Here is a 24987-nt window from a genome sequence, read left to right on the forward strand (position 1 = left end):
AAAAACGAGATTTATTTATTGCCGTTGACTTTAGTCAACGGTAAAAGAAGGTATCGTTGCTGGCTTTAGCCAAAATATTCAGTGGAATTTGGCTAAAGCCATTCGCCTTTTAGTCATTATTCCGTTGACTAAAGTCAACGGCAATGATTTTTATATGATACATAAATAATCTAAATCAAATTTAGACAGGTTCTCACCCTTAACACGATTTAAGGATTTTGCAGGATTGACAGTTTTTTTTTGATTAATGCCTGGTAAAAGTTCGTCATTAACGAAGTTTTACCAGGCTTTGAAATCTGAAATCTGCACATTTGAAATCTGCACATCTGCATTAATCTTGCAAAATCCCTGAATTTTGTCCTACGTATTGTTTGGTAAAACTGGTGAGCAGTTTTCGTACCTCCTGCGGATTGCGCAGGTAAAATTTAGCCGCCGACAGATTACTGCCCACCTTAATGGTAATGGCACTTTCTGGCAGGGCTTTAAAAATATCCTCGTCGGTATAGTCGTCGCCAAAGGCTATCACAAAATCATAATCTTTACCCTCTGTCAGGGTTAAAGCTGCTTTGCCTTTGTTGATATCCATATTCTTCACTTCCAGTACCTTATCCCCTGCTAATAGCTGTAACCCTTTATCGCTGGCCAGGTACTTGAGGTTATTCATCAACTCCCCTGCCCTTAGCTCGCCCAGACCTGCCTGGGCTTTGCGATAATGCCATACCAATGAGTATGTTTTCTCTTCGATAAATGATCCGGGAGTGCGATCTACATAAGTTTCCAATAATGGGTATATATCGTGCTTCCATTGGTCAGATAGGCCGGCTATTTTATGCCAGGTAGTACCCGGCTGTTTAAACCAGGAACCGTGCTCGGCTATCAGATACATATCTGTGTGCTGAAACCACTCGTCGAGGTTTTCATGTTTCCGGCCACTGATGAGCACTACCTGGTTGGCAGGATCTTCAGTCAGTTTTTGAATGATGTGATAAAGCTCCTTATCGGGGCTGGCCTGCTCAATGTCCGATCTGAATCCAACCAGTGTCCCATCATAATCTAAAAAAATTATGCGCTTTTTGGTTTTACTGTAGCGGTTAATGATGGATTGCTCAGTAGTGTTACTCACGTGCCTGGTTTGCAATGAACGCTGCATGAGTTTTACCTCCTTAAGCCTGTCCATAAAAATTTTAACCCAATGCCTGATGTTAAATTTAGCCACTAACTGGCGCATTGGAATCATGCGCTTTTTTTGTTCATCAAGTGGCATGTTAATTGCCTGTAATATGGCCCTGCATACCTCGCCGGTATTATTGGGGTTTACAATTATTGCATCTATTAATTCTTTAGATGCGCCAGCCATCTCGCTCATAATCAATACTCCATCATTATTTACGCGACTGGCTACATATTCTTTACTTACCAAATTCATCCCATCGCGCATTGGCGTAACCAGGCAAACATCGGCAGTGGCATATAAGGCTGCGAGCGTTTCGAGGGGGAACGACCTGTAATAATAGTGAATAGGACTCCAATCCATAGTACGGTAAATGGAATTGATGTTGCCCACTTTTTTATCAATCTCATCGCGCAGGTGTGCATACTGCGGCACTGTATCGCGCGACGGTACTACGATCATGTAAAGGGCTATATTTTCAATGCACTCGGGGCACAATTGCAGCAATAATTCAAATGCCGCAAGCCGTTGTAATATGCCTTTGCTGTAATCAAGCCTGTCAACAGACAGTATCAGTTTACCATCCTTAAAGTTATTCTTGATCAGTTCTACCTGGTGTTTTACATCGTCCTGCAATGGTAACGATGCATATTTTTGCTCGTCAATCCCCATGGGAAACGATTCGACTACTATTGATCTTTCGCCGGTCGCGATGATATTTGCCGAGGATGTTACGGGCAAAATACGGGTTGTAGCACCCAAAAAATGTCTTACATCATCAAAGGTATGCAGGCCGATCAGATCGGCCCCAAGCATTCCTTCCAATAATTCCGATCGCCAGGGAATCAATCTAAACATCTCATGTGACGGGAATGGAATATGAAGAAAAAATCCGATAGAAACATCAGGTATTTCCTGCCTCACCAGGGCAGGCAGTAACAGCAACTGGTAGTCATGTATCCATATAACATCGCCGGGTTCGGCGATAGTTAGTATTACATCTCTGAATTTTTTGTTAACTGCCTGATAATAATCCCAGTTTGATTGTTTGTATGTGGCATAGGTAGATGCGTAGTAATGAAAAACGGGCCATAAAACCTCGTTCGAGAAACCCTCATAATATTGATTGATCTCTTCCTGGTCAAGAAAAACGGGTACCAGGCTTAACTCTTTTAACTGTTGGGTTACGGTATCTTTATCCTCTTGTTCTGTAATTTCAACGCCGGGCCAGCCTATCCATACGTTATCACCTTGTTTGTAAATTGAACCTAAGCCGGTAGCTAAGCCTCCCTCGCTTGACGATAAATTATAGTCGCTATCGGTTTTAGAGATTTTTACAGGCAGCCGGTTAGATACGATAATGGTCTTTGGCATAATAATTATAAAATATATTAACTAATACTTTATAAAGTCATAAACAGCCAAGTTGTTTGATAAAATATAATTATTGCAATTATCATAAAATAAAAAAGCCATCCCGATAATTGGAATGGCTTGTATGAAAATATTTTTTGAAGAATTATTTCACTTGTTGAAAAAACTCAAGGTTTGCTTGTTGAGTTATCCTTACAAGTACTTCGTGTTTGTCGTTCTTAAGATCAACAAAATATGAAGTAGCATCAATGTTTGAATTGATATCGGTGTTAGCCTGGTAAACAATTACTTCATTAACGTCGTAACCAGCGTAATCTTTGCTGATTTGTTTCATTGTTTTAGCGGGGATGGCTTTAGCGTCAACGCGTTGAGTTACACCAAGGTACTCACCGTTAAGGTTATAAAAAGCAGTTTTCCTTACGCCATCAACAGTGAATGTTGCTTTCTGGGTATTTTTAGTTACAGTCCAGTTCACATCTTTTGCATCAGCAAAGTCAACGGTGAAACCATGTAAGGCTATGTATGATACGTTAGTACCTCCATCATTCTTTTTACCGCCATCGGCAGCAAATACATTAACACTTAATAAAGCGGCAATTGCGGTTGTTAAAAATATCTTTTTCATGTTGTTTTAAATTTTAAATCCATAACAAAAATAGGATAATATTATAAATTTGGCAATTATAATTTAATTTTTATGAATATTTTATAATTTTAGATGATTTATAGTGTAAAATTTAATTTTTAGCAATACACTTAGTGTATATTTTACAATATCTTAAAGAATTGAAAGGCCAATAAATCGGTTTAGCTAAATCTAAATGCATTAAACAGGTAACTTTTGGCTTCAAATCTGTAATCCTCCAATAAATTTCCAGGGACAAAATGCTGCCTTTAGCCCGAATGGAAAATTCTGCGAAATATTGAAGGGAAAAATGAGATTGTAAAAAGGTTTTGGCTGAAAAAAACAGAAATGACATTGCTGCAAATGAGGCTTTTGTAGAGACGCATAATTGCGTCTCCCGCAGGACATTCAGGACTTGCAAGGTGCGATTGCAAGGCCGATTTGCATGTGTGATTTGCATGCGGGAGACGCAATTATGCGTTTCTACAAAAAAAACAATATTGATAATCAATAATTTACAATGATGTCATTATAAGTGGTAAAATTTCGTGAAATTCTGAAGGAGGAATGACGGATATCGCATATCGGCGTCGACTCACCCCGACGAGGCTGCGCCCGTCTGCCTCTCTCCGCTTCGCGCATAGAGGGGCAAAAAAATAAAAAAAGAGCTTCACCCTCTTTGCGGCGCAGCCGGAGAGAGGGTGGTCGGGCGTAGCCTCGACCGGGTGAGTCGTAGCCAGCGTTCAAAAGCCGAATGATTATTTGAACTGAAACACATCAAGTGCATGCTTTTATTTATTTGATTCCCCCTTGCTAAATCGATTCAAGCAAAAAAGCCACCCTGGATACCAGGATGGCTTGCAATAGTTGTGATTTTTTTAAAGAATTACTTTACTTGTTGAAAAAACTCAAGGTTTGCTTGTTGGGTTATTCTTACAAGCACTTCGTGTTTGTCGTTTTTAAGATCAACAAAGTATGAAGTAGCATCAATGTTTGAATTTACTTCGGTGTTAGCCTGGTAAACAATTACTTCGCCAACTTCGTAACCAGCGTACTCTTTGCTGATTTGTTTCATTGTTTTAGCAGGGATGGCTTTAACGTCAACTCGTTGAGTTACACCAAGGTACTCGCCGCTAAGGTTGTAAAAAGCAGTTTTCCTTACGCCATCAACAGTGAATGATGCTTTTTGGCAATTTTTAGTTACTGTCCAGTTTACGTCTGTTGCATCAGCAAAGTCAACAGTAAAACCATGTAGTGCTACGTATGATACGTTTGCACCTCCGTCAGCTTTTTTACCGCCATCGGCAGCGAATACATTAACGCTTAATAAAGCGGCTATTGCGGTAGTAATAAATATCTTTTTCATGTTATGTTAAATTTTAAATCCACAACAAAAATAGGCTAATGTTATAAATTTGGCAAATAAAATTTAATTTTTATGAATATTTGATAATAACAGTCAAATTGACGTATAAAATTTAATTTTTCGCAATTTACTTAGTGTACATATTACAATATCTTCAGCACAAAAACAGGTTAATATCGATTTAGCAAGGTGTAAACCAATATATTTATATTTAATTTACATTGGGTTAACCATTATCAGCAAATCCGGGGTATAAAGTCATGCCCCCATCCATAAATATGGTGGTACCGGTTATATAGTCGGCCTGGTCTGATGCCAGCCAGGCTGCCAGCTGCCCAATATCGCCAGGTTTGCCTATCCGGTTATAAGGTATCAGGGTTAGTAATTTGTTCAGCGCTTCGGTTGTATCCCAGGCCGATTTGTTAATGGGAGTTTGAATAGCGCCCGGCCCGATGCCAACAACCCTGATTTTATGAGGCGCAAGCTCCTGGGCTATACTCTTCATAAACATACTGATGCCACCTTTACTGGCGGCATAGTTAACATGCCCGGCCCAGGGAATTACTTCATGTACGCTGCTCATACAAATGATTTTGCCGGCAGCCACGCTTCTTTCTTCAACTACTCCCCTGCGGATAAATTCTTTGGCGGCTTCGCGCGAACATAAAAACTGGCCGGTAAGGTTAACGCTGATCACCGTATTCCAATCCGCCAAAGTCATATCTACAAATTTGGAGTCTTTTTGCAGGCCGGCATTGTTAACCAATATGTCAATGGTGCCATAGCGGGCAAACATTTGAGCAAACATGGCTTTTACCTCGTCTTCGTGGCTTACGTCGGCCTGCACTGCGAAGGCCTCGCCGCCAGAGGCTGTTATTTGTGCAACAACCTCCTCGGCAGCTGCCTGGTTATGCGCATAATTGATTACTACTTTGGCACCCGCGGCCGCCAGTGCCAGGGCAACGCCTTTACCTATACCGCTATCGGCGCCTGTTACCAGGGCCGATTGATCTTTTAACGATGGAGTTTGGTTCATGCTAACAGTTTTGATTGTTCAATATAACCAATAAAATTGCGCCAATAATGTTTTGACACGATTTAAGGATTTTGCAGGATTAAAATGAATTATGCCAAAACTTCGTCGGCTTCCGATTCTTCTTTAATGCGGGCGACCATCATGATAATGAGTGCGCCAAAGCCCGATACTATGCCAAATGCCCAGCGTAAACCAGCAGCCTGGGCTACAAAGCCAACAAACGGCGGGATAATTAAAAAGCCAAGATAGCTTACGGTAGATATAGCCGCCAGGGCCTGCCCGCTTTTTAAGGTTTTTGACCGGCCGGCCATACTGAATACCAATGGCACTACACAGGAAATACCCATGCCAACCATGGCATAGCCAATAAAGGCGGTATATATGTAAGGTAAAAGCACAGCCATTAAAAAACCGAGTAAAATAAATACGCCGCTAAAGTTTAATACTTTTTTAATACTGGTGGCAGCTACTATCCTATCACCGGTAAAGCGCCCAAGGGTCATAAAAAACATATAAACTACAAAAGCTGCCGTTGAGGTAGCTTTAGACGCTTGTAGCGCTTTTTGAAAATAAATGCTGCTCCAGTCATACATCGTGTTTTCGCAGGCCATACAGGCAAATGCGATGAGCGCGAATTTGAGCAGATCTTTATCGGGGAATGAAAAAACGGTAGTGTTGCTTTGGCCGTAAGGAGCTTGCTCAAGGGAGCTGGGATAAAACCAGAGTGTTAGTATAAACAGTACAACACTTACACCAATAAGGTGATAGGTTGGCGCAACATTAAAATAAACCATAATATAGCCTACTGCCGCCCCGGCAAAACCCGCCAGGCTCCAGATGCCATGAAAAGTAACCATGATAGGTTTATCATACATAGCTTGCACCCCCACTGCCTGCGCGTTTACCGTTATGGCAATTACGTTACGCGTTGAGCCTATAAAAAACAACACCAGAATAAGCTCCCACATATAGGCAGTAAAGCCAGGCAGGCAAAGCAACAAGGTAAACGCTGTTACCCCGCCAAACATAATGCTGCGGCTACTGAAATGCCTGAGCATTTTGGAGGTGATAGGCATGGTAAGCATCAGGCCGATTGGCAGGGCAAATAAAACCGCACCTAATTCTGCTTCGTTTAAATGTAACTGCTGTTGCAATGATGGAATGCGCGATGCCCATGATGAGTATCCAAACCCCGAAATAAAGAAAAAAATACTGATGCCGGTACGTAGTTTAGCCCTGTTAGCAACACTGGTGTCGTCCATGCGGCAAAAGTAAAAATAAATTATTTGCCTGCCAGCTGTTTACGGATGCGGCTTAAAGTTTCTGGCGGGAGGGCCAGGTTTGAGACTATCCTATCTTGCGGGAAGCGCTGCAAAAAAAGTAAGGGCGGTATCCAGGGCAAACGCGTCCAAATAATTAACGGCGATAAGCTGTTATTTAATAACTGACGGAATAAGCCTATGGCGTTGGGAAGATATAAGCATCAAATGACACACTGTTTTTATTGCCTGATCCTGGTTAAATGATCGAGGTACCGAAGGGACTTCTATTGGTCAACAACAGGCACAAATATTTGGATGCACCTAAATTGCGCTATCAGTTTAGTGTTAACCATGATAAAAAATAAAATATTGATTATGAGGTATTTACAAATATTTTATCTGAAATATGTTAAGTTATGTTAACCCTATTAGAAACGCTTGCCCTTGGGCGGTATCTGTAAGGCGTATTTATCTCAATTATCGCTTAATTGCAATTTTGAGGCATTTGTTTGTGTTGGCAGCTTTTATGGCTTATTTTTGGTAGACAATCTTTTTAACCGGCCATACCGGCAGGCATCATCTTAAAAACAGCATGGAATCAAGGACAATTACCTCTGAACCAACATATAAAGCAGCCCGAAAAATTGCCCCGGCAATTGAACGGCATTTTAAACATTTTCATTCATTGGCGGCAGATAACCCTGCCGAGCTTGGCCTTACGCCTGATATACAAACCATTGAAACCCTTATAGATTTAGCTTTTTGGGCAAGTTTACGCCGCGAAGAAGGTTATTCGCCCAAGTTTACGCTTGCTTTTTTACCGCCCGAAAGCGCCGGGCAGCCTTTATTGTTTGGCCACAAAATTAAGCTGGCCCCCAATATACTTACCAAATTTGCTTCGGCCGTACAGCAGCCGGGTATCCACCTTGGCGTTTGTTTAGAGGATGGTGAACTGTATGTTTGGGGAACCACTCTTGCCATACCTGCTTATTGTTTTGTTTTGGAAGTAATTGAGCCAGGCCTATTGGTAATAAAACATCGCCGGGTTGACGGCTTTGGCAAGTTTGTGAATATTGCTATTTTAAAGGGTGACGAAATAAAGGTGGTTGACGAAAATGGATCGACCCTGTCCGACTGCCCCAACATACTAACCTCGATGCTTGATTTTACGCTGCCATCATCATGGAACGATCCGGTGAATGTGCTGGTGCAGTTAGCTGCATCAATGCAGGCCCACAAACGGGGCGGTATTTTGCTGGTTGTTCCATCCGGCAGCGACGACTGGCTGGAATCTATCATCCAGCCTATCTCCTACCCCGTTTCCCCTGCATTCTCCGGCCTTACCGATTTGATGATACACGAGGGGATTGAAAAATACCATACGCCATGGCAGGAAAAATTGCGCCGCGCCGTTGACACTATCGGAGGCTTAACATCAATAGACGGCGCAACTGTTATTAACGATAAACATGAATTGCTGGCCTTTGGGGCCAAAATAGGCCGTTCGTCAAAAAGCACCCGTGTAGAAGAAATTGTGGTAACCGAGCCTGTTGTTGGTTGCTCCACCAGGGTGATCCACCCGGCTCAAAACGGCGGCACCAGGCATTTATCGGCAGCCCAGTTTGTGTTCGATCAAAAGGATGCCATAGCGTTGGTGGCTTCGCAGGATGGCAGGTTTACAGTTTTTGCATGGTCGCCGGTGGTAAATATGGTTCATGCCCACCAGATTGATATATTGTTGCTGTAAGGCCTCACGCCGCCCCCTCCAAAGAAGAAGGTTCTTGATTTGCGAACCAGAGTTCTGTTTTTTATCTGATACTATCCTTTTAAAGTCCTCTCCTTTGGAGAGGATTTAGGTGAGGCCTCTAAAACCTTAACCCAATAGTAATATAAGGCAACGATCCCTCTTTGGAAAATCCCATCACGGCCTCAATTAATACCAACTGGGCGGGGATAACGTAAAACCCGCCGCCATAGCCATCATGCCATTGGTTTGATTTTTCGCCGGGTACCCAAACGCGGCCTACATCGTTAAAGCCGATAATACCTATGGAACCTGGCAGCAGGTATGATGTAAAATCCAATACTTTGAGGCGTAATTCGAGATTGTTATAGGCGATAGACTTGCCCGTAAACCGGTTTGTGTGGAAACCACGGAAATTTTGCGCACCGCCAAGTTTCATCAACTGAAAATATGTAGCGTCGCCAACCGTAGTACCAAGGCCCGTTCTGTTGGCTATCACCAATACCGAATCCTGGTCGGGATTGAGGTAAAAGCTAAACTCCGACAGGATTTGCCCGTAGGTGTTGTGGCTGTTTTTGCTTAAGCCGGTGTAGCCGCCAATGATAGTATTCCATAAAATACCTTTGGTGGGGATGGTTGCTTTATTGCGGGTATCCAATAGGGCGCTTGCCAAAACGCCCGTGTAGAATTTTGTGCCAAAAACATTTTGATCGGGATTAGCCTGATTATAGCCGTTTAAAAAGCGATTGGCATTGTTTGAAGCACTACTGTTATAATATTGCCCGGCGATGCCCTCGCTAAACTGCCAGTTATTGCTGGTTTGACTAAGAGATACGTTAGCGGTAACAAAATCGTAACGGTTGCGATAATAGCTGATCTCCTTATCGCCTTCGTTTTCAAAAACGGTATTGTTGCCTATGCCAAAAAAATTACTGAGGTTATGTGGCCCTAATGACCTGATGTTAATACCCAGGTCATTATTACCTATGGCCTTTTTCCAATCGGCGTTATACGTCAGCATGAATGATTGTCTGCCCAGGTTATAATTAACAAGGAATTCATCACGGAAGGCATAAGGCTCTTTCCTGAATCCATGCTTTTCCCAGGATAACCCGGCTATCAATGAGATCCCTAAGTCCGGGCTATAATTGGCCAGTACAATTGGCTCAAACCTGTCAAATTTAAAGCTCTTTTTATCATACTGATTTACCGCCGTATCTGTTGACGTGCGAATCTTCGCATCCGAAGATGATGGTAATTTATTCTGCTGATCCGACCTGTCGTACACGTACAGGCTGCTTTTATTGTGCAGGTTTTTATCTACGTAAAAACTATCTACCCCATCACCACCAACCATCCGCACTTTTATAGGCGATGGATTGCTGCCTGTAACTACAAACTGATCGTCTCCGGCAAAGCCATATAACCTTACCTCTTCGGTTACGTCTGCTTTAAAGGTGCGTTTGTAGGTTATTTTATCAACGGTTCCATCTTTCTTGATTTTATTAACGGTAACAGTAAGGTTGCCTCCCGCTTCAGTGTTAATGGCAAACTTATCTGTTTTATCGCTTGCAGGTATCTCTACCTGTTTGGCTATAAAACGGTAATATTCCATGGCCTGCTTATCCAGTATGTTCCTGCGGGCAATCATTTTGCCGATGATTTCGGCACCCGAAAGTTTAAAAATGGTATCGGGCATTCGTTTAACTGCACTTTTTATTAGGTTATCGGTTAGTTTATTTTGCACAAAGGCTATCTGTTCTTTCCAATCCTCTTCGCTTAATTGATTCAGGAAATAGCGATCAAAATAGCGTGCGTTAAAATTCCAGCCGTTGATGTCCCTTATTTCGTCACTATAGCCCTGAAACTTTGATTTGAGCCACTGGTGCGCTACTATCCACGGAAATAGCCCAGAAGTTTTGTAATAAACCTGGTCGCGATCACGTGGCACAGGTTCATAGGTGGCTCCCTTTTCGCCTTCCAGTTTTTCCCAGCGCCATTGGTCTTCGTGCCTGTCCCAATCGCCCAGCAGCATATCCAGCAGGCGGGCGCGCAGCACGGTTTTTTCATCAACCCGGTTATCATTATCGTCCTGTAGTTTACGCTGCACCTTATCGGTGTTGTCGGTTTTTTCGGCATCCAGCGGTTCACGCTCTTCAAACAAGAAAACCTGGTTGGCAAAATCATTGCGATAATCGCCTAATGCAGCATCATCGGGCACGTAAACAATTTCGGGATTGGAGTGAGGTATGCCCAACGCCGCAGCCAATGGCGGCACGGTTAAAGCCGAAAATGGATGTGCGGCAGAAACCTGGTCTTGCAGGATATCCTTAGCTACTGTTGGCCGTAAACTTGGCGGTAAACCTTTTTCGGGATATTTTTGGATAGTTCTTAATACCCATTGCTGCCCGGTTGGGTCTTGCAGGCGTAATGATTTTGTTTGCTGGCCGCCGCCTTTTTGCAGAATTTTTAAACCACCTTTTTCTGTTTGGATATGGAAAATGCGCAGCTTTACCGGTGCAGCCCATAACTTACGGTAATTTTCACCAAGAAAAAAACGATGGGTGCCGCTCATATTATTGTATCCGGGCTCAATAGCCAGCTTAATGCTATCGGCAGTAGCTTGCGCATAAGCGCGCATTGTACCTATTGCGGCTAATATCAGCAGCAATAAATTTTTAACCATCTTTTTTTTTAGGTACGTATTTTTCAAGGTGATAAGCTAATAACGCATAGTACACAATATTTTAATACACCGTTTTGTTTTATGATTTAAAATCATAATTTACCCCAACCCTCAAGGCTTTTAGCCCGGTAACACCCTGCAATTCCTCCAGGTCAAGGTATTCAAGATCATTATTCAATATTTGCGAATCCTGCAGGTATTTAATATATTCCTGGTATTCGGTTGCCTCGTTGGCGTTAAAATATACCATAGCAATTTTGCCCGGCTGGGTAAGGCGCTCAACAGTGCCAGCTATCAATACTTTATCAATACGTTTTTTAACTACTTCGTACCTGATGTTATAGGCGCCTTCCACGTCAAAACGACGTTCGTCATTCCTGAAACTGATTTGTATTGGGTTTGAGTGGATAAAAATCAGCTGTGTTGTTTGCAGCGGATGCGAAATCTGGTCGATTAAAGAGTTGGTGATCCTTGCTATCTCAGCCATCGACCTTAATTGCCACAAACGGATATTTTTTAAATAGAGCAAATCAAAAACCCGGCTTGGTGCAATGGACTGCCCTATGTAAATATCATATTCGACACCATCTGTCCTGAATTTTTCAAAATAACATGGATATGACTCCTGCACTTCGTCCTGTGCTACCTCCAGGTAATGATTGATGCTGTTATTAATAAGCTGCATGGAATTTTCCAGGTTACGCCTATTGGCAAAAGAAAGACCTGTATCTTCAGACAGTGCTGCAAAGTATTTATCAATCACCGGTTTTTCATCGGGATAGTTTTGCCTGAAATGTTCCAGGAATGGGTTTAGTTCATCCCTAACAAAGCCATCCAGCGTAAGCTCGTCGTTTGTGGTAATAAAACCACTTACCCTTTGCAGCCACTCATCGCATTTAAATACCAGGTTATCAATAAGACGCAGGTGAATGTGTTTTTTTAGCGAGGTAAGGGTATCCATAACCAGCGTAAGGAATGCCTTTAAATCATCCTGCAGGGCAGTGTTACGCTCAATGGTGGAATTGCGGATATCTATTGCGCCAAACAGCGGATACACATTATCGAATACCACCGTTTCTATTTCCTGACTTTTACGCCTTCTATTACCACTTTTAAGGTACTCCCAGGCCACCTCGTTAAATTTCCACTGAACAGATGGCTGCAGCGAGGTAAATTTGTCTTTAATTACCCGTTCAATGCGGTCGTTAAACTGATCGATGCTGTTTTGGAGTAACTGTGCTATCAGGGGCATGGCGGTTTGCAGCTTTGATAGTAGCTTTTCGTAAAATGCTATTTCCTTGTAAGCATATACCTCAAGGATACCCACATTTTTTTTATTGTAGTAAACAGGAAAAATACCGTATGATTTAACACCCGATTGTTTTAATACCTTTAAAAAGGGATACTTTATGGTCTTTTCGTCGTTAATAACGTTAAAGAATATAGGCTTGGGATTTTTGTTATAATCATCGGCAATAGCCACAAAGGTTTCTTCGGCCATACTATATTTTTTTGCAGATGACATAAGTACACTTTGCGAGCACTCATCAGTATCGAATATCGGTCGGTTATTTACTGTTAAAAAAGGCATAAGGCCAAATTCAATGGCCGGGTCTTCGGATAGGGTTTTTAACGAATTGATGATATGCTCATATTGCTCGGTTTCGTTACTGGAGTGGTTAACCAATTCGTTCCGGATGCTTTCCATCGCATGGGGTAAGGTAACATCAGTTAATGTTATTACCGAGAAACCTTCAAACTTGAAATTTGATAGTGGTAAAATACGTTCAAGCACATCTATGCCTTCAAAATCATTAAGGTAAGGCTCAATGGCCTCAAAGCTTAATACAGGCAATTCTCCTTTTGATATTACATTAACAAACTGTGGGTTGGTAAAAATGTTATAGTAACGTGTAAGTTTGGTATCGGGATCTACATAGCTGTACAACAACTCGTTCCTTAGAATTGTACTGAAGCCATACATGCGCTCCAGTATCAGGTTGTAAATAAAACGTTTCTGGCGCTGGGCAAATAAATCCTGATCGGCCATGTTGACCGCATACAGGCCGGAATGGTGACTGGAATGAAATTCAAAAAAAGCCTCGGTGCTGAAAAATATCTTTTCGGGTACCGGGGTGCTCAGCGCCCAAAAAAACTCTTTTTCATTTAAAATAGGTGGAGTAAGTATACTGTAAATCAACTCCAATGTACCCCTGTACATTTCTGCATAATCGGGGTTCACCTCCAGATCAATACATAAGTCTGTTTCAAACTTATGGAGTACATATTTATAAAACTCGGATTTAAGGGTCTTTTCTGTTTTTACACGCTCCTGTAAATGCGCTACAAAAGGATCAAACGTAAGGCAGGTTTCTACCTGGCAAACATTGCAATCATTTTTACTTATGTTGAGTACTTCGGTGTGCATTTTTTATAAATTACCTTAGTTAAAATCTGAAGGCCGTTGATAAGTAAGGATACCAGCCTTCTTCGGAATGCCCCGCCACAATTTTTATTACCGCTAATTTGGCAGGGGCAATATATAAGCCGGCGCCGGTACCATTGTGCCATTTATCAGAATGCTCGCCATTTTCCCAAACGCGGCCAATGTCATAAAAACCTACCAAACCAGCCTGCCCGGGTACAATATAACTTGCAAAATCAAACAATTTTAAGCGCAGTTCCAAATTGTTATAAAAACTATATTGCCCCGCAAAGCGATAAAGCCTGTAACCTAACAGGTTATCCTGTCCGCCTAAAAACAACGATTGATAAAAAGCGGTTTTACCAATGGTGATACCACCGCCTACCCGCTCGGCCAGCACTATGGTGCTGTTGGCGTTTAAGCTTTTATATAAAGCCGCCTGCGGTGTCAGTTGTATAAACGAGTTTGAATAACTATTTAAGCCCGTATACCCCTGCAATTTAACGTTTACATAGCTTCCCCATGCGGGTAGTACCTTATTGTTACGCAAATCGCTGGTGAAGTTAAAAATTGCACCCGCAAAAAGTTTTCGCTGATCAAAGGTATAACTATCTGTACTATTGGTGAGTAAGGGATTTGTAATTAAACGGCCTGTATTGTCAGCTACATTTAAATTATAGTACTGTAATGACGGCCCAACGGTTATCGTAGTACCGCCCGCACTATGCAAGGTTAAAGCCGGATCGAACTGAACGGTTGTGAACCGGGTACGATAAAACTTTTTGTAATTACCGGTTTTATCGAATACAGTTTCGTTACCGCGGCCAAAAAAGTTGATATTCTCCGGCGAATTGGCCTGGAATTGTAATAACAGGTTAGCGTTGCCAATGGCTTTAATCCACTCGCCGCTGTAACTGGCCCTGAAAGCTTTTGTTGAAAACGAGTGGCTCAAAAATACCTGCTGCACATCGTTATACGGAAATTTACGAAAACTATCCTGGTGCGTATACTTAAACCCAAGCCCCAATAAAAAACCTTCATCGGGGTTTATCTCGATATTGGCCATGGGCATGGTAACGTTTGACAGGTTTACAGCCATATACGAGATATTGGCGCTATCGGCCGATAAATACTTGCGCACCCTGCTACTATCGCCTGTTAATTTCAGTGTACCAGGGTCATAAATCTGCACTTTGTTTTTTGAACGGACAATGTTATAGTCTTTTACATCAACACTATCAACAAACCTGAGTTTTATGGGCGACGTGGCATTATTTAAAACAACTTTATCGGCACCGGCACCCAGGTAAATCCTGATCTCTTTGGTAATATCGGGCATAAAATTGATGTTCATCAAGGTATCCCGCACTTTACCGCCGCTGCTGATTTTGTTGATGATGATATTTAATCCATTACCGGGGATATCTTTAATGTTAAAGAATTCATTTTTCTTTGAAGTGTGGATCTCGACAATTTTATTACTGATCTTATAAAACTCTTCCATGGCGGCCGGTATGTTCGCACGGCGCTCTTTTAGTTGTTTCAATAACACGTCATGCCTTAATTTATAAGCCGATGCGGGCAACCGGCGTAAGCCGGCTTCTAAAACCTCGTCGGTTTCGGCAGCCACAAATTCATTAACAATCCTCGTCCAATCTTCGTGATTATATTTCATCCCCGGAAACAAATCGGCAAACATGCTGCTCCACAATGAGTAATATATATTCTTAATTTTTCCGCCAAAGCCCTGCAGGTCGGGCTCTGCCCATTCCCTTGAGGCGATGTATGGAATGATGCCTTGGTTGGTGTAAAGTGCCTGGTCGCGGTCGCGTGGGACACCGGTATAATAAATACCCTTGTCGGTTTTGGTACCCTGCCAGCGCCACTGATCGCCCCGGCGGTCCCAATCGCCAATCAGCAAATCAAGCAGGCGGCCGCGTAAAAATGTTTCGGCATCTATCCTGTTATCGTTATCCTTTAACATGGTGGCGTTCATTTTTTCCGAATTATCTGATTTGCCGGTAGGCTCCCGCTCTTCAATAAGCACTGCCTTGTTATCAAATACTTTGTTAAACTTTCCCAGCTTTTCATCGGGCGACATTACGCCGATTTGCGGGTTGGTATGCGGCACATGTACCGCGTCGGCCAATGGAGGCACAATCAATGCCGAAAATGGATGCTGGGCGCTCATGGCATCGTTTACCCAATCTCTGGCGAAAGTTTCCTGGAACTCCGGGGGTAACAATTTTTCCGGGCTTTTTTCAACGCTGCGGATAACCCACTCTTTACCGGTTTTGTCAATTAAACGCAGCGAATGTGTTTGAAAACCACCACCCAGTTTCTCGGGTGTCAGCCCTCCCTGAAAGGTAGCTATATTGATAACCGGCAATTTGGTATCGGCAGCCCATTCTTTACGATAGTTTTCGCCAAATAACAAACGGTGAAATTTACTTACACTATCATATGATGGATGTACTTTAATTACCAAACTATCGGCTGTAATTACTTTAAACGGGGTTGCCGGTAATGGTTTAACCGGTATATAAGGCTGGGTATAAACAAACGCTTGTTTTATCCCGCTTTCATCATCAATATAGTAAGTAAAACGCATGCTGTTATCAGCGAGAATATCGGCTATCACATATCCCTGGGTAGCATCGGCAAACAGGGAGTTTTTGCCTTTTATAGCATAAGTATGCTTGGCGCCCGCGCCACTTACAACCTGCAGCTGATCGTCTTTTATAAACTGCAGGCCATGCTCATGCCCCGCCACGTGGACGACGTTGGGAAAACCTTTAAACACTCCATCTATTCGTTTCACCATGTCCTTGTATAAAGGATGGTTTAAATCCTCGGGGTTTGGAAATGATGATCGCAAAAATGGATACAACGACCCTAACACAGGCAACGGAATAAGCAGGTTACTGTTTACCGCCGTCAGCGGGAAAACGTGATCTTTTAACGAAAAATAGCCGCCATGGGTGCCATAGCTTTGAAACGGATGATGTGATGCCAGCAGGATAACTTTATTGCGGTTCCGGCTCAGGATCTGTTCAAATTTATCTATAATATCTTCTTTGGTTTTACAATCACATTCGGCGGCATCATTTGCTTTGCTGAATTGATACAGCCACCATTCGCTGTCAAAGGCTATAACTGTCAGGTTATCCCCCAGGTTTATTTCCACAGGGTCCGGGCAGCCATTGCGGGGCACCATTTTTAACAGGCTATCCTGCTGCTCTTCTAAAAACGCCCATTCCCTTTTTATTTTGGCCAGGCCCTGCGGCCCCATTTTATCCCAATCGTGGTTGCCGGGTAAAAAGTAAACCGGTGCGCCATTGGCCCGCATAGGCTGGTATTGCGATTGAAGGATCTTCTGGGTTTGCTTCTCTTCGGGGCTGCCGGGCAGGCCCATTCCCCTGGGGTAAATATTATCGCCAAGGTACATCACAATTGTTTTATTTTTGATGATGTTGGCCGCCGCGTGTTTTAAAACCGCCTTTTGCTGCATGTCCATTTCGCCGGCGTCGCCTATAAGTATCACCCGGTATTTTACCGGGTCCTGTGCCAGCAGATTAAGGCCGCCAGTTAAACATATATATAGCAGAAGTAATTTTTTAATCATGGCCCTCATGAATTACAGTATGCTTTTTAAATAGTTTTTGATTAAGCCAGTGCCCCGCGTATGCTGTGCCAATGCCCACGGCCGCGCCGGCAAGTACATCTGATGGATAATGCTTGCCCAGGTACATACGGGAGTATCCAACAGACGAAGCCCATAAATAAGCCGGTACGGTTACATACCACTTATGGTATTGTATGGATATGGTAGCGGCGGTAGCAAAAGCAAGGCTGCTGTGTCCCGACGGAAATGACTGACCGTGTGTTGGCGAATTAACAAATACATCGTTTGGATACCTATCTGCCGGGCGGGTACGGTTTACCGAAGTTTTAATAGCGTAAGTAAAAAGCTCGGTTGCACCTAAATTAATAACGGCTTCTAATCCATTTTGTTTAGCTGCTTTATCGCCGCTTGCCAATCCGTATATTAAAGTACCGAACGAAGCGGCCCCTGCTACGTAATAAGCTGATGTACTTGTATTATGCCAGTAAGAAGACGTTGGACTTTGCGGGTTGATGCTTTTTAAGATATCAACATCAAGGTTTTGAGCAAAACAGGTTTGATAACAGGTAATGCTAAAAATGGTTAATAGTATAGCTACCAGCTTGATCTTTTTTGGCATGTGTTTATTTACTATAATTAAATTTTAAGATATTACCCGCAGCCGTTTTGCTGCCCTCGTTTGAGATATAAAGGTTGTATTTATTATCAAATGTAATTCCTTCAGGCTGGTTGAAAATAACAGGATCTAAACTGTAAACTGCTTTTACATTCCAGTTGTTATCGGCAACCACCAATAATTTATTAAACGATGATAAAATATACCATTCGTTGGTTTTGCTGTTTTTAGTTAAGGCTGACGGATGGAAACTAATCTTCTTTTTCCCGGTTATCTTTTCTATTGTTTTTACATCTACGCTAAAACTTCCGCTCTGTTTAAGTGTGCCGTCTGCCTGTAAAGCCAAAATATAGCCGCTGCTGCTTTTGGTAGTTTTGTCGTCGGTGCAATGTTTACATAACAGGTATACCAGGCCATTCTTTTCATCAGCATACATACCTTCATATTCACCCTCGGGCAATAGCCCCTCTAATTTTTGAACACCAGGAATTTCTTTATTCCGTACCTGGCCAAAAGGAAATGTGAACAGCACCCCATCGCTACGCAGCATAATTACCTGGTTATGGCAAATAGCTATATCTTCATAATCGCCTCTTTTTCCAAATTTGCTATAGTTAACCTGCTTATCACCCAGTTTCAGGTAATAAATGTTCCCGTCTTCGTCCTGTTCGGCATAAACCGAATCACTTTTGCCATTGTTAAAGGCTATGCCCGAAATTTCGAGCAAGCCATCGGGCATGTAATATTTTACGGGATTGTTTAGGTTGTATCCCTTAGGGCTTTCGTAGCCCTGCGTGCCGCTTTTGTTGGCACAGGAAATGCTTAGTAACATAGCAGCCGCAATAATACTCATCATCTTGTTGCGCATATCCTTAATCGTTTAGCTTCAATTTTAAAAATTCATAAATTGCCTTTTGCGATTGCACCATAGGCGGCGCCGGCTTTATTTTTATATTCCGTAGTTTATCATCGAGTGCAACAGCCTGTGTATTATCCTTAAGCTGAAAATCAATCAACTGCAAAACCTCGGCCTTTATGTTATCATCATAAACCGGGAAACAAACTTCTATCCGCCGGTAAATATTACGGTTCATCCAATCGGCCGAACCAAGAAAAACTTTTTCATCTCCGTTGTTGTGAAAAATAAAAATGCGGCCATGCTCCAGGTAACGGTCTACAATACGCCTTATGGTGATATTTTCACTCATTCCTTTTACCCCAGGGATAAGGCAGCAAATACTGCGTACTATCAGCGAAATTTTAACGCCCGCCTGCGAGGCTTCATACAGTTTGGATATCAGCGTACGCTCCTCCAGGTTGTTTAACTTTATAGTGATAAATGCCGGCAGGCCTTGTTTTGCGTTGGCAATTTCCTGCTCAATCAACTCAAAAAAACGGCCCTGCAAATTAAACTGGGCTACCAGCAAGTGCTTAAAATCAATTGGATACCCATCTGCCGATTTTTTACCCTTCGCTAAAAACATGAACAGCAACTCCATTTCGCGCAGTAATGATGAATTTGCCGTCATCATGATATGATCGGTATAAAAGGCCGCGGTGCTTTCGTTAAAATTCCCCGTTGCCAATAATCCGGAGTATTTATCGCGGCCATCGACATGTCTTTTTACCAACGCAATTTTAGCATGAACCTTTAAGGCAGTGTTGCTGTAAATAATATCTACACCGGCGGCTTTCATTTTTTTTGCCCATTTAATGTTGTTGGCTTCATCAAACCTGGCTTTCAGTTCGACCATAACCCGCACCTTTTTTCCATTTTTAGCGGCACTTATAAGGGCATTTACAATGCGCGACTCGCTGGCCACCCGGTACAGGGTAACAGACACTTCTTTAACCGAACCATCGGTAGCGGCTTCGTTAAAAAAACGAAGGATGGTATCGTAAGATTGGTATGGGGCATGAAAAATGTAATCCTGTTTTTCGATATGATCAAACAACGATCCCATATCATTTACATGATAGCCTGTTATTGGAGTCCATTGCGTGTTACGCAACGAAGAATTATTCACAGGTAAACCCGACAAATCTTTTAGGTTGTGGTACATCCCTCCTTCCACTACACTCGAGCTTTGCAGATTAAATTTATCTGTTATAAAATGCAGGGTGCGTAAAGGCATCCCCGGTTGGTGCAAAAAGCGGGTGGCAATACCCAGATCGCGTTTTAGTAATTGTTTTTCAACCTGTTCAGATAGGTCGCCCTGGTACTCGTCGTCCAGGTCAAGTTCGGCGTCACGGGTTATTTTTATGCTGTAGCAGCCTGTAAGCACCTCGTTTTTAAATAACTTATCCAGGTTATTCCGGATAATGTCATCCAAAAAAACAATGTATTGCCCGTCATCTATATTCACGCGGTAAAACCTGGGCAACTGGTTTGATGGAATGTTAAGGATTACGTTGCGTTCGGTTTTGTTTTCAGCTTGCAGGGTCACTAAAAAGTACAATCGGTTATTTTCCGGGAAGAAATTCTTTTTGGTATCAGCCAGGTCTATAGGTTGCAAAAACGCCATAACCTGGCTATAAAAGTAGTCGCTTACCTTATCCGCAATTTCATTGGGTATCGGTTCGTTGAAAAGCAGGGTGATTTTTTGCGCTTTTAATAAAGCGATAATCTCGCCGGTAAAAACTTGTCCGAATTTTTGTTGTTGATGGCCTATCAATTCCTGGGCTTCCAGCAATACATCCTCTTTTTCGCTGTTGCCGTGTTTGGCCAGGTTATGTAAGGCCAATAATACAGGCATCCGTACCCGGTAAAACTCGTCTAAATTGGACGAAAATATGGAGAGAAAATTTACCCTTTCCATCAATGGCAAAGTATCTTTTCCGGCCTCCATCAAAATCCGTTCATTGAAAAGCAGCCAGCTTAAATCCCTGTCAAAAAATGAGTAATGATCCATAAGTAGATATATTTGTAACGGTATAGTACTTACCGTTTTAGATCAGTGTCGAAATAATGAACGCAACTACCGAAATGATAAGGCCAAACATGAATACATTGTACGAGGCACGCAACAAGCGGTATTTTTTTCCCAACACCACACCTTGCGAATAATTATCGCGGATAAGGCTTCCGTATAAGAAATCGCTGTCGTCCATCATTTTAACCATGCCCTCGCTGTATTTTTCGAGCGACATGCGGTAAAAATTACCAAAAAACAATAGGTTAACGGTTTTATTCTCAATATCCTCATGTGTGAATACGCCGTCAGGTATCGACGGCCGGGTTGCCAGTATCGAAAAGGTGATAGTGAGTAAACTTACCCCAAGCAGCATAAAGGTTGGCACCAGGAGGTTGGAGTGTTCATCAATTTTGCGCAGCACCAAACTAATAATGGCCGATAAAATGATAGAGTTTACCGTGATCATGATATGGGCCTTATTGTCGGCCATGTCGCTCAACCGCTGGTGATTGCTTGAGCTAATGCGAAACATCGTCTCGATACCGCGTTCAGGCTTATCCGTTTTATGTTTTTTACCATGCTTTTCGGTATCAGCCTTATCATCGTCTGTGTCAGTCACAACGCCTTCTTCGGCCAAAGCAATTGCAGGCGCTTTGTCTTTTACCAGCGCCTGTTTGCCTATCAGTTTATCCAGATTTTTTTGCTGCTGATCGCCAAGCAGCAGACGGCAATAATCGGTAAAATACCGGTGCGATTGCAGTAGTTCGATACTCTTTTGACGCCACACGTCTTTATCAAGTACAATGTTTTTTACCTTTTCTATTTCTTTACGCACCAGTTTGCTGCGTTCGTTAAAATCATCGGTTCCTAAATGAAAAAGATCGGCATCACATATAATTTCCTGAAGTAAGCCAACTGGCTTCTGTGGCATTTCGGTAGCCATAATACAGCCTTTTACTTTTTCAATTACCGCATCGGTAACTTTTAGCTGCTTAAGCTCATGCTCGGCTATGCTGATACTCTTTGCCTCGTGTTCGGCTTTATCAGTAAAATATCCGGTATCGTGAAACCATGAGGCCGCTACAACAACAAAAAAGTCCTCATCGCTAAGCTGGTAGTGGTTGGCAATTTTTGTAGCGGCAGCTACAACATCTTTGGTATGCTGAAGATCGTGATAAATTAAGTTGGGGTCCTGGTAGGCATCAAAATAAGATATCACGTATTTTTTGACGTCTTCTAATAACTGTTGAAATTTCATTGGCCTGAATGTAATTATTAATCAAATTTATTCTAAAAATCCCTATTTGCTGTCGATTTAATGTTATAAGCTAATTTATTGCTGATAATTAATTGATGACGACTAAATTGATTTACAACCTAAATTACTTTGCTAAACCTATACCATTGATTAAATATCTAATTTTCAAATACTTAATTAAAGTTTTCTTTCCTGAAGTCTTGATATATCGCTAAATCACGAAATTACGTTACTAAGTTGTAATATAATTTAGTCTTTAGCTGCTGGATATTTTGAATCGGGACCTTCGTAGCTGTAATTGTAAGGCGGATAAGGCACAATAAAAGTATCCTCCACCCGGGTAGACCTTTTGAAATAGGGGATCCAGATAGCAGAAACAACACATGCCCTTATTAAAAAGTACAAAGACTGCGAAACAACTTTTTCATCATGCACGGTTAATGATATGATGTAAAAAACAGCGCCAAACCCCAAGACATATAAAAAATAACCGGTAATAACTTTAGGGAATATATCGCGTTTATTTAATAAAAGGATAAGGCAAAAAACAGCCAGCATCATGAGTATAATATTGCCACCGGCCCCAACAACCAACAAAAGTTTGTGGTTAAAGCCATATTTACTGGTAGCAAAGGAATTCCAGGTAGCCATATCAAAAAAATTGCCGGTGTAAAGATTCCGGGCAACGCTAAGGACTGTTGCCCCGAGGCCAATGGCTATCAATATGAGCCAGCCACCAATAGGCATAAACGTTGATCCATAGCTAAAAACAATAGCCGGTGTTTCGCGCTGGTAAAACCATACGCCTAAAAAAATCAGGCCAACCACCAAAAAGCCTGCAAAAATAACCATCGGGTTGTTAATGTTCGATCCGGGTTCGCTGATGGCTCCGTAACTAAAACTATAGCTAAGTCCGTCGCTGTTAAGCTTTTTAATATCTTCTTTAAATTCGTCCAGTTTATCTACAGGAACATTGTCCTTTAAGTAAGCAAGCTTGTAATTAAGCTGTAGCGTATCGCCCGAAGATGTGTAATCAGACGAAAATTTATAATAGTCCCTTGTAATTGCATTGGTTTTGTCAGTTATGTCCCAGCCTCCTTTTAATATAACGCTTATGGTATAATCATAATCAAGTGGGTAACTCAATGACACAGGCGTTTTTATTCTTCCGTTTAACGATGGCAGTTGCTGCGAAATGTAGTTGGCATATAAGTCAGCCGATTTTTTATTGGTCTCGGTATCTACCCGGAAAAAGTCTTTTATGGTATAGGTTTCGGTAGTTGTAAGTACATTTTTATCCAGATCGTCATCCACTGTAATCGAGTCTTTTTGTTCGATTTTTGTATATGTTTTTGCATAATAATCCAGGTAATTTTTCTCCGTTTCGGCCATGCCTGTCGAGGCAAGCCGGCTGCGGATATCATCAGCCTCGTTTAAAGTGTAAGTGGTTTTTACAGTGAACATCACCGGCGCGTGGTCGTTTTTCACTTTATAGATATCATTAAAAATCACTTTACCTGTTTTGGATTGTGGTATGGTAGTAAGCGAAGTATCACCCGCTCTTAATACCAAACCTTTACCATAATTAGGGAAATAAATATCGGTACCCGAGCCGCCCTGGTAGTCAATAGTTGCATCAACCCAAACCTGTTTGCCCTGTACGTTGGCAGTAACCACAGCATGGTCAAATGCATAGTAAGTTGGCAGGTAATCTTCAATATGCGCCCTAACGCTCGAATTTACCAGCACCATCGCTGCATCTATACCATCGGCTTTCAGCATTGATACCAGTAATAACGATTTATCTTTACAATCACCGTAGCGTTGTTTAAATACCTTTTCGGGATTATTTGCCTTATGCGAGTATTGGCCCATTTCGATGCCCATATACCGTACCTCGTTTTGTACGGTTTTAACCGCCTCGCGAAAATATTTCACCTGGTCGTTACCTGTTTTTGCCTTAATTTCGGCAATGCGCTGTGCCAGTTCGCCTTTAATATTGATTGCTGCCGGGTTAATACTCAGTGCCCAATTTACTACGCCAGCCCAGCCATTAAATTCACTGATCTGCACGCGGGGCCTGCTTTCGTACCAGGCAGGCTGGTTTTCGTCGTCACGCGCTGGTGGTACCTGGAAACCCTCATATTCGTACCGCTTTAAGCCAGCCGTTTGGCTGATAGTTACTTTAGGTATGGTATTAATAGCCTTAAAGTTTAATTTCCGCTGTGCTGAAGCAACGAGCACCGTATACTGATGCGCTATAGGCTGGTACCATTGAAAAGCGATATCATCGCAAAACCTGCCGTTAAAAATAGGGTTGCGGCCGGTTAGTGTATATGAATATTCAATCCTATCGCCTTTACGAATGTCGTCAAGAATCAGCAAAGCCGAGTAACTACCCTGGTAAATAAAGTTGGATAAATCCTGTTCGTCGGCAATTACCTTAAAGGCAGATACATTTAAGCGATTAATAGGCTTGTTGTTGCGCCAAACAATGATGTTATGAAAATCAAGACGCTGGAAACTGGGATCGAAACTCACATTAACCTGTGATGCATTTTGAATGCCGGTTTCAGATACTATCTCTTTAATTACATGGTGGTAATTGGCCTGCAATTCAACATGCACCTGCTGTTCTAAAAGCGCAAAAAAATAACCTTTTTCGATGGTACGTGCCGACGGTCTTTGGCTATAAGGCTTACAAACGCTTAACCAGTCGGGTTTGGGTGTCACGTGCACCACGGGTGTACCCGCCGCCATAACACACTGTTTATTAATTAACAACAGTAAAGCACCAGTAATAAGGTTCAAGTATAGTTTAAAACAATTTTGCATACCGGCTATTAAAATAAAAAAAAGAACCGGATTTATAATTATTTATTTA

Annotated in this window: 14 protein-coding genes; 1 reads left to right on the top strand and 13 read right to left on the bottom strand. The window is 42.2% G+C overall.

What is annotated here, in order from left to right:
* Window positions 1-331: 331 nt before the first annotated feature.
* The 5 genes from PQ469_RS13370 to PQ469_RS13390 all read right to left on the bottom strand — a co-directional run bounded on the left by PQ469_RS13370 (window position 332) and on the right by PQ469_RS13390 (window position 6834).
* On the bottom strand, window positions 332-2545 hold the full coding sequence (locus tag PQ469_RS13370) for a bifunctional alpha,alpha-trehalose-phosphate synthase (UDP-forming)/trehalose-phosphatase (RefSeq protein ID WP_274213404.1): 2214 nt from the start codon (window positions 2543-2545) through the stop codon (window positions 332-334).
* Window positions 2546-2690: 145 nt separating this feature from the next.
* Window positions 2691-3170 carry a hypothetical protein gene (locus tag PQ469_RS13375; RefSeq protein ID WP_090650348.1) on the bottom strand — a complete coding sequence of 160 codons (480 nt, stop codon included), beginning with the start codon at window positions 3168-3170 and terminating at the stop codon, window positions 2691-2693.
* 886 nt (window positions 3171-4056) lie between these two features.
* Window positions 4057-4536, bottom strand: coding sequence for a hypothetical protein (locus tag PQ469_RS13380; protein WP_274213405.1), 480 nt, complete (start codon window positions 4534-4536; stop codon window positions 4057-4059).
* A gap of 226 nt (window positions 4537-4762) precedes the next feature.
* Entirely contained in the window at window positions 4763-5572 is an 810-nt protein-coding gene (locus PQ469_RS13385) for a glucose 1-dehydrogenase (protein ID WP_274213406.1), read from the bottom strand.
* Between the two features lie 89 nt (window positions 5573-5661).
* Window positions 5662-6834 carry an MFS transporter gene (locus tag PQ469_RS13390; RefSeq protein ID WP_274213407.1) on the bottom strand — a complete coding sequence of 391 codons (1173 nt, stop codon included), beginning with the start codon at window positions 6832-6834 and terminating at the stop codon, window positions 5662-5664.
* Window positions 6835-7426: 592 nt separating this feature from the next.
* On the opposite strand from PQ469_RS13390, the gene PQ469_RS13395 reads away from it, so the two are divergent.
* Window positions 7427-8581, top strand: coding sequence for a putative sensor domain DACNV-containing protein (locus tag PQ469_RS13395; RefSeq protein WP_090650339.1), 1155 nt, complete (start codon window positions 7427-7429; stop codon window positions 8579-8581).
* Between the two features lie 118 nt (window positions 8582-8699).
* Here the strand turns inward: PQ469_RS13395 and PQ469_RS13400 are convergent, their stop codons facing one another.
* The 8 genes from PQ469_RS13400 to PQ469_RS13435 all read right to left on the bottom strand — a co-directional run bounded on the left by PQ469_RS13400 (window position 8700) and on the right by PQ469_RS13435 (window position 24863).
* Window positions 8700-11264: a BamA/TamA family outer membrane protein gene (locus PQ469_RS13400; RefSeq protein ID WP_274213408.1), complete on the bottom strand. Its 2565-nt coding sequence runs from the start codon at window positions 11262-11264 to the stop codon at window positions 8700-8702.
* A gap of 79 nt (window positions 11265-11343) precedes the next feature.
* A complete protein-coding gene (locus tag PQ469_RS13405; RefSeq protein ID WP_274213409.1) occupies window positions 11344-13692 on the bottom strand; it encodes a GAF domain-containing protein in 2349 nt (782 codons plus the stop codon).
* A gap of 19 nt (window positions 13693-13711) precedes the next feature.
* A complete protein-coding gene (locus PQ469_RS13410; protein ID WP_274213410.1) occupies window positions 13712-17314 on the bottom strand; it encodes a BamA/TamA family outer membrane protein in 3603 nt (1200 codons plus the stop codon).
* A complete protein-coding gene (locus PQ469_RS13415; protein WP_090650330.1) occupies window positions 17307-17933 on the bottom strand; it encodes a phosphatase PAP2 family protein in 627 nt (208 codons plus the stop codon). Before PQ469_RS13415 ends, PQ469_RS13410 begins: the two co-directional genes overlap by 8 nt.
* 4 nt (window positions 17934-17937) lie before the next feature.
* Window positions 17938-18786: an SdiA-regulated domain-containing protein gene (locus PQ469_RS13420; protein ID WP_274213411.1), complete on the bottom strand. Its 849-nt coding sequence runs from the start codon at window positions 18784-18786 to the stop codon at window positions 17938-17940.
* Between the two features lie 16 nt (window positions 18787-18802).
* Complete coding sequence (gene ppk1, locus PQ469_RS13425) at window positions 18803-20842, bottom strand: polyphosphate kinase 1 (protein WP_274213412.1); 2040 nt, start codon at window positions 20840-20842, stop codon at window positions 18803-18805.
* Between the two features lie 37 nt (window positions 20843-20879).
* Window positions 20880-22103: a Pycsar system effector family protein gene (locus PQ469_RS13430; RefSeq protein WP_274213413.1), complete on the bottom strand. Its 1224-nt coding sequence runs from the start codon at window positions 22101-22103 to the stop codon at window positions 20880-20882.
* A 249-nt stretch (window positions 22104-22352) separates the two neighbouring features.
* Window positions 22353-24863: a DUF3857 domain-containing protein gene (locus PQ469_RS13435; protein WP_274213414.1), complete on the bottom strand. Its 2511-nt coding sequence runs from the start codon at window positions 24861-24863 to the stop codon at window positions 22353-22355.
* Window positions 24864-24987 lie beyond the last annotated feature (124 nt).

Origin of the sequence: Mucilaginibacter sp. KACC 22773, from assembly GCF_028736215.1 — a bacterium.
In the GTDB taxonomy this organism is placed as follows: Bacteria; Bacteroidota; Bacteroidia; order Sphingobacteriales; family Sphingobacteriaceae; genus Mucilaginibacter.